The sequence below is a fragment of the Fibrobacter sp. UWCM genome, from assembly GCF_900129735.1.
Classification (GTDB): Bacteria; Fibrobacterota; Fibrobacteria; order Fibrobacterales; family Fibrobacteraceae; genus Fibrobacter.
In genome coordinates this window covers 48,300-55,529 of the sequence record NZ_FQWR01000025.1, presented here as the reverse complement: position 1 = coordinate 55,529, position 7,230 = coordinate 48,300, and the positions used below count along the sequence as shown (strand labels likewise).

3 protein-coding genes are annotated in these 7,230 nt (G+C 56.7%); 2 read left to right on the top strand and 1 reads right to left on the bottom strand.

Translation table 11 applies throughout. The annotated features are described in order from the left end of the window. The first annotated feature begins 343 nt into the window (after positions 1-343). Positions 344-889, top strand: a complete 546-nt coding sequence (locus BUB22_RS13730; protein WP_073116014.1) for a hypothetical protein — start codon at positions 344-346, stop codon at positions 887-889. A gap of 128 nt (positions 890-1,017) precedes the next feature. After that, positions 1,018-5,232 (top strand): fibro-slime domain-containing protein, encoded by a 4,215-nt coding sequence (locus tag BUB22_RS13725; protein ID WP_073116012.1) that lies wholly within the window; start codon positions 1,018-1,020, stop codon positions 5,230-5,232. Between the two features lie 15 nt (positions 5,233-5,247). Here the strand turns inward: BUB22_RS13725 and BUB22_RS13720 are convergent, their stop codons facing one another. Then, positions 5,248-7,185 carry an ABC-F family ATP-binding cassette domain-containing protein gene (locus BUB22_RS13720; protein ID WP_073116010.1) on the bottom strand — a complete coding sequence of 646 codons (1,938 nt, stop codon included), beginning with the start codon at positions 7,183-7,185 and terminating at the stop codon, positions 5,248-5,250. Between the last annotated feature and the right edge of the window lie 45 nt (positions 7,186-7,230).

Here is a 7,230-nt window from a genome sequence, read left to right as displayed (position 1 = left end):
GCCGATGGTACCTGGCCCCCGGGCCCGGGAGAGTAGGGCGCCGCTGGATTCTCGGGCCCCTTGAGCTAACGCTCGAGGGGCCCTTCTTTTTTATACCGCTCGCGCTACGTCCCGGCATGTACGCTCCGGCAGGCGCTCTCCCCGCAAGGGGGACCATGTCCACATAGGCGCTGAAGCGCCAAGTGGCCAAAGTGCTTTCGCCGCCACGACTCGTCAGTACGAGTCGCTTGCGGCTCACAGCCCCATGAGGTAAACCTCGTGGGGGGCTTTTTTTATACCCGCGATAAACGTCCCTGCCAACTAGAAACATCCTTTTTTATATTTTCAAGTAAATGGAGATGAAATGAAGTTAAAAGCTCTTGCTATTCTTGTCCTTAGCTGTATTTTTTTCTACGGCTGTGCTGCCACTCTCCCTATGAAAGAGCCTGGAGAAAATAACGCCTTGGTTGCAATTCGCAGCCAAGCAAGTGGTTCTTACTTTATTGGGCTTGGGTTAGGCTTCTTTGGAGATGAACCCTTGCAGTTTATTTTGAAGAGCAAGAATTCCGACAAGGAATATTTATGCAAGCGTTTCAACGATAAGATTTGCGTCGCTGCTAATATCCCTGCGGGCGAATACGAGGTGACTACTGCAAATTCTCCGCTCAAGCAACCTATCGTAGGGACTCCTGTCAAGGTTGAACTTGGTGACTATAGGTTTGACATTTCTGTAGAGCCAGATGTGAACTACGCGGGCAAGTTCGTAGTCAAAACAGAGCAGGATGGCACTGTTCTTAAGGTTGCTTCCTGGGAAAATCAGGTTTTGTCTAGCGAAGACAATGCGTTATTGGATGAAATCATGGCAAATAGTGCCGAATCCGGCTGGAAGCGCCCTCGCGCGATCCAGTAACCATCCCTTTACACATATTGCGTTTTTCTCAACATTTTTCACCCGGACTGCATTCCGGTGAGCGACATTCCCGCGGTTTGAATATAGATTAGATATGGTTGTTTGAAGTCTGCGCGAAAGGAGTGTTTATGAAACGCGCGTGTTTGGGTGTATTCTTTTTGCTGTTGTGCGGGCAAATTGCCTGGGCCGACCTTATTCTGCATTTTCAGTCCCCGTGGCGTGACGATGCGACCCGCAGCGAATATGTGCCGCACGTGCTGGGCGGTGCGGGTGGCGACTACAACCCGCATTTTGACGCAAATTCCTCGACGATGATGAAGAGCGATGGCGACGGCTGGTTCACCTACACATGGGTGGGCAAGACGCTCGCCGATTTCCAGGACTGGATGAGCTTCAACATCAAGGCCTGCCCGAATACTGCCGATAACAACTTCAATAACAACAACTGCGTTGCCTGGAATGCGGGCGATTTCAAGATGGGCGAGTTCTTTGGCACGGAGACGGAGCTCTGGCTGTACACGGAGGCCGACGGTACCTACGAGAAGTCGTTCATGGCTCCGGGTTCGAAAATAGTGTGGTTCAAGAGCCCGTGGGGCAACAAGGCCCTGCCCCAGATGATTTTCGGGGCGGATTCCGTGCTGATGCGGTTCATTCCGGGCGATGCCTCGAAGTGCGGGTGGTTCTACGGCTCGGTTACGCCCACGATGATGGCGGCTAACCCGATACAGAGTGCTTACTTTGTCCGCTACAAGGCCCCGTGGTATACATTCCCGGCAGACAGTGCCGCCGTCGTGGAACTTGCTGCGGCACTTGCGGCCGCCGACACGGTATTTGTCGACGGGACGGCGGACGCACCCGAGGTGACGCTTGAAATCGGGAGCAGGGGCGAATGCTTTGACCCGACGCGGGTACTTCACGTTTATCACCCGTGGCGAACCAACACGAGTTACCGCGACAGCGCCTTCTACATCTCGGTGGACAACAACATCATGAACCAGCCGACTCCGCTCACGGCCGAGGGCGAATACAAGTACTGGCGGCATATCAGTTTTGACGATTCGCTGGTGAGTTCGCCGAAGTGGAATTCGACGTGGGCATGGGTGCAGTTCTATCGCGGGCAGAACGAGTGGCCGCAGCACAAGTATTTCGACGATGCGGAACGCCCGCTGGCCACGGACCTGTTCCCCGCCGGCATTTACGAGACGTGGATGTTCGCGAGCACGTCGTTGCATGTAAAGGATTTTGTGTATTACCCGCCCGAACCGAAGGTGGTTCGACTGCTTTCGCCGTGGGACGACATGTCGCCTTCGATGCTCGTGGTTTCGATGGACGATACGGTAAAGATGGGCCCGCTACCGATGGACCGCCAGAAGGATACCTGCGGATGGTACGAGGGTACCTACTACAAGCATGTGGATGACTGGGGCGTCTATTTTAAGCAGACGTTCGGCATGGATTACTACAGCATGGGCGGCATCGCGGTCGAGGGCAAGGACCTGGGCGAGATGGTGCGTCTCGATTCGGTGCTGAAGGTGCGCGATACGGTGTGGGTGCACCCTTACCCCGTTTCGAGCAGTGCCCCGCTGCTGGACGTGGCGTTCCCGAACCACTTGGGACGTTGCCCCGAGATGAAGATTTCGGCGATGGTGGTGGACTGGGCCGGAGAATCGTATGCGGACGCGATTGATGTGGATTTCGGCAACATCTACAACGGTAATCCCTATACGTCGGTGTGGGGGCTTAACCAGAATGGCGAAATGGATACGCTCAAGACGTGTGGCGGGCACGTGCTGGGGATGGTTCAGAATAAACTAGTGAACGGCTTGCCTGCGCGCGTGGATTCGTTAGTTTATCCGTGGAACCAGTGTTCCGCGGCGCACGAGATCGAGAAATGGTTTGTGCCGCAGGTAGTGGCGACTGATGCCGCGGGCAAGGAATACACGAATGCGACTTGCCGCGATATTGATTTGACGCTCGACGAGGAAGGGTTCTGGCTTGCGGATTTTACGAACGAGAACGACTGCAACGACACGCTGAACCCGGGATTCTACCCGATTGACGATTTCGAGTACCTGGATTCCGCGAAGACGGTGAAGAACCCGAAATTCGACTGGAACGTGAGCGGCTGCAGGCACAATTACAGCTTCGCGATGAAGATTTCGGCGCAGTTCCAGTACATTCCGGGGCAGTACTTCGAGTTCCGCGGTGACGATGACGTGTGGGTGTTTATCGACAATCGCCTTGCGGTGGATATCGGCGGGTGCCACAACCCGGTGGAAGGCGCGGTGAATCTCGACACGATGGGGCTCGAGGAAGGCAAAATCTACCCGTTCCATATTTTCTTCTCGGAAAGGAACGCGACGGGCTCGAACTTCAAGATGCGAACCTCCATCAACCTGCAGACGGAAAAGCGCTACTTCCCGGTGGAACAGCATACGGACGACGGGACCATCGAGTACGTGATTCTGCAGATTCTTACGGAAGAGAACCTCACCTGCGATATTTCGAGCGTGGGGAAGGTGGATACGACGCTTGCGGAGTCCGTGTTTATTCTGTATGGGCAGAATGCGGTGAAGGACGGCGAAACGTTGAAGCCGGGATTGAATTATGGCGGCATCAGTATCAGCGAGAATATGGCTGGGTTCGTCATCGATACGGCGGCAATCGTGCGTGCGCGTGCGCTCCCGCCGGGAATGTACATGCTCGATTTTTACCTGGTGGCGGACCCCTCGCAGCGTTCGCAGGTGTATTTCGAGGTGCCGGAATACCCGCTCCCGGATATCGCGTTTGCGGATGCGGCTGGCGAGCCGTTCGACCCTGCGGGCTACAACCTGTTGATGGAGCGCATGGGCCAGCCTGGGGATAACGGCTCGAAGGATACGCTGATGGCGTTCGTCTCTTACCCGGTGACCATCATGGTGACATATATCGGGCAGGTATGCGCGGACTGCATAGTGACTGTTGACCTCACGACTGCGGATTCGCTCTCGTTCCTGGATGCGAACGGCCAGCCGATTACGAGCGTCACGACGGATTCTACGGGATATGCGACGTTCTACGTGATGGGATATGCGGCGGTGAACGAAGCCTCGTTTACGGTTTCGGGGAGCGAGGTTGCGAACAAGTTAGTGTGGGGTGGCATAAACCTGATGGAACCTCCCGTGCCGTTCGCGAGCAAGGGCTACATGTACGACCGCGATGGCGACGGCATGCCCGATAGCCTGCATATTCCGTTCAGCGACAAGCTCGATAGCGATGTGCCCGATACGCTCGCATGGTCATTTGGCGATTCTACGTGGAGGACGACAACGACTGCCGACGCGGTACGCGGCCTGATACAGAACGAGTCGGATATCGTGATTGTGGGCGACCCGCTACTGGATCGCGTATTTACCGGCGGGAACAAGGAAATTTACCAGGGTGGCCTGCATTATCACTACACCTACTGGGACGAGGACAAGGGTGACTCGATTTCGCTTGCGATGAACGGCGTGATAGAGGATAAGGTGGGCCCGATACTCATGAGCGCCATCGTAACTCCTGGTACGGACAAACTCACGACACTCACGCTGTTGCTGAGCGAAGGGACGCTCGACACGAACCTCGCTGCGGCTGACATGTTCAGTTTCAAGATATGGCGCATGGGTGCGGAAGCGTCACTGCAGGCGGTGACCCCGAAGGTGACCCGCATGCAGAACGGCGTGCGGTACGACCTGTACTATTACGGCGACGAGACGATGGTCTTGCCTGCGGTGGGCGATTCCGTGCGGCTTATGCCGGGCGTGTTGCGCGACCTGAACGGCAACGTGCCGCATTTTGAAAACCCGTGGGTGCGAATCATCGGCGGGCAGCGCCTGCTGGTGGAAGATGCGGGCCTGGTGACCCTCACGGAAGAACGCGCGATTGAAACGCTTGACTGGCAGGAAGGCGTGAAGCCCGTAGTTGTTGACCCGGAGATGTCGCTGAAGGATGCCATCGAACAGCACGGGCTCCCGGGCCAGCTGCTGAACTACGACATGCAGGAACTGGCGCTCACTGCGGGCGATTCCGTGTCAATTGATTCCATACGCATCGTGTGGGAGGTGAGTTACTTCTCGAGCCTCGGGCAGTTCGTGAACCGGGCGAAGGGCTCCGTGGCTTGTTCCGATGCGGATATCTTTGGCGGGGACTGTCGGAAAAATCCGGGCAAGGTGTTCCTCGCGTGGAATGCCCGGAGCGACAAGGGAAGGCTCGTGGGTACGGGCGCGTACATCTCGAAGCTCGAATGGAAGGTGATGGCTGGCCCTGAAAAGGTGGGCAGTCGCGACGACACGTTTACGCTGGGCGTGAGAAGAGGGAAATAGGACCGCGCGAACGGTCTAAATCGGGTATTTGTCCTTCGCGGCTTCGAGTTCGGCGCTGGTCCGTTCCCATTCCGCGTAGAGGCTGTCGACAAGGTTCTTGTTGTCGTCCATGTCCTTCGCGATGGCGGTGATGGCGTTTCCGTCGCCGCTTTCCGAGGCGGTCACGAGCTTTGCCTCGAGTTCGCCGCCGAGGGCTTCCGCCTTTGCGATATCTTCCTCGATTTTTGCAAGCTTCTTTTCGAGCGGCTTGATGACCTTGCTGCGCTCGGCGATGTAGTCGGCGCGGGCTTTGCGGTCTTCCTTTGCGCGGGGCGTTGCATTTGCGTTGCCTGCGGGCGCGACATTCTCCACACGGTTTGCACCCGAGTCGCTATTCACGTCGATGTTCGATACCTTGATGTTCGCGGAGTTTGCACCGCCGGGCTTCTTTTCGGATGCCCAGCCCACCTTCTCGAGGAAGTCGGCGTACGTGCCTTCGAATATGCGGCAGGTGCCTCCGTCGAATACCACGAGCCTTGTGGCGAACGCGTGCAGGAGTTCCTCGTCGTGGGTTACCACCAGCGCGGTGCCTTCGTAGTCTTCGAGCGCGTCGATAAGGCTCTCGATGCTTTCCATGTCCAGGTGGTTCGTGGGTTCGTCGAGCAGCAGCATGTTGCAGGGGCTCGCGAGAATCTTCCCGAGGAGCACGCGGCTCCTTTCGCCACCGCTTAAAACCTTCACCTTCTTGAGCGCGTTGTCGCCGCTGAACATCATGAGGCCCGCAAGCCCGCGGGCGCGGCTCTTTTGCGATACTTCTTCAATCGCCGATGCAATTTCTTCTTCGACAGTGTTGTCGAGGTTCAGACGGTTGATATTCGTCTGTCCGAAATAGTTTATCTGTAAGTTCGGATTGTAGGTGATTTCGCCTGCGGTCGGCTGCAGTTCCTTTGCTATCAGGTTTAAAAGCGTCGTTTTACCGCGTCCGTTCGGGCCGATAACCGCGATGCGGTCGCCCTTGAAGACTTCCATCGTCAAGTCGGTGATGAGCTCGGGGCCCATTCCCTGTATGGTGCCGTCTTCGCCCTTGTTCGGGTACGCGAACGAGAGTCCCTTAATCTGCAGCATTCTCTTGCCGGGGAAACCTGCCTCGGTAAAGCTGAATTCCAGATTGCGTTCGTGCGTGAGGCGCTCGCCCGTGGCAAGCTTTGCGGCGGCCTTAATCTTGGACTGCACCATCGCGGCTTTCGCGGCCTTGTAGCGGAAGCGCTCGATGACCTTTTCGAGCTGTTCCTTCTTTTTCGCCTCGTTTTCTTGCGTGCGCTGCGCGACTTCCTCTTCTTCGGCCACCGTCTCGCGGAGCTTTTCTACCGTGCCCTTCACCTTGCGAATCTTGTGGCGGAAAATCCCGGCGGTGTGCGTGCAGACCTCGTCCATAAAGTGGTGGTCGTGCGTAATCAGGAGCACTTCGCCCTTCCAGCTGCGCAGAAAACGGCTGAGCCAGCGCATCGACACGATGTCGAGGTAGTTTGTCGGTTCGTCGAGCAGGAGCATGTCGGGCTCGCTCGCCAAGACCTTCGCGAGGTTCAGGCGAATCTGGAAACCGCCCGAGAGGAGCGAGGGGCTCTTGTGCATGGATTCTTCGTCGAACCCGAGACCGAAGAGAATTGCCTCCACCTTGTGTTCTTCCAGCCAGCCGTCTTCGTTGGGCTTCAACACGCTGCAGGCCTCCTCGTGCACGGTCGCGTGCGTGAAGTTCAGGTGCTGCTGCAGGTAGCCCAATGTGTATTTTTTGGGAATGTCAATGGAACCGCCGTCAAGGCATTCCTGCCCGAGAATCATCTTGAACAGCGTGGACTTGCCGCAACCGTTACGGCCTACGAGCCCTACGCGCTCATGGTCGCCCACGAGCAGGCTCGCACCATCGAGCAAAACTTGCACGCCGAATGATTTGGAGACGTTCTGGATCTGGATCACGGGGGGTAAATTTAGAAAAATGCCGTTTTGGCCGGCTAGGGGTGG

Excerpts from the sequence above, each read along its gene's own strand:
- BUB22_RS13730 (WP_073116014.1), top strand. The coding sequence starts at position 344 with ATGAAGTTAAAAGCTCTTGCTATTCTTGTCCTTAGCTGTATTTTTTTC.
- BUB22_RS13725 (WP_073116012.1), top strand. The coding sequence starts at position 1,018 with ATGAAACGCGCGTGTTTGGGTGTATTCTTTTTGCTGTTGTGCGGGCAA.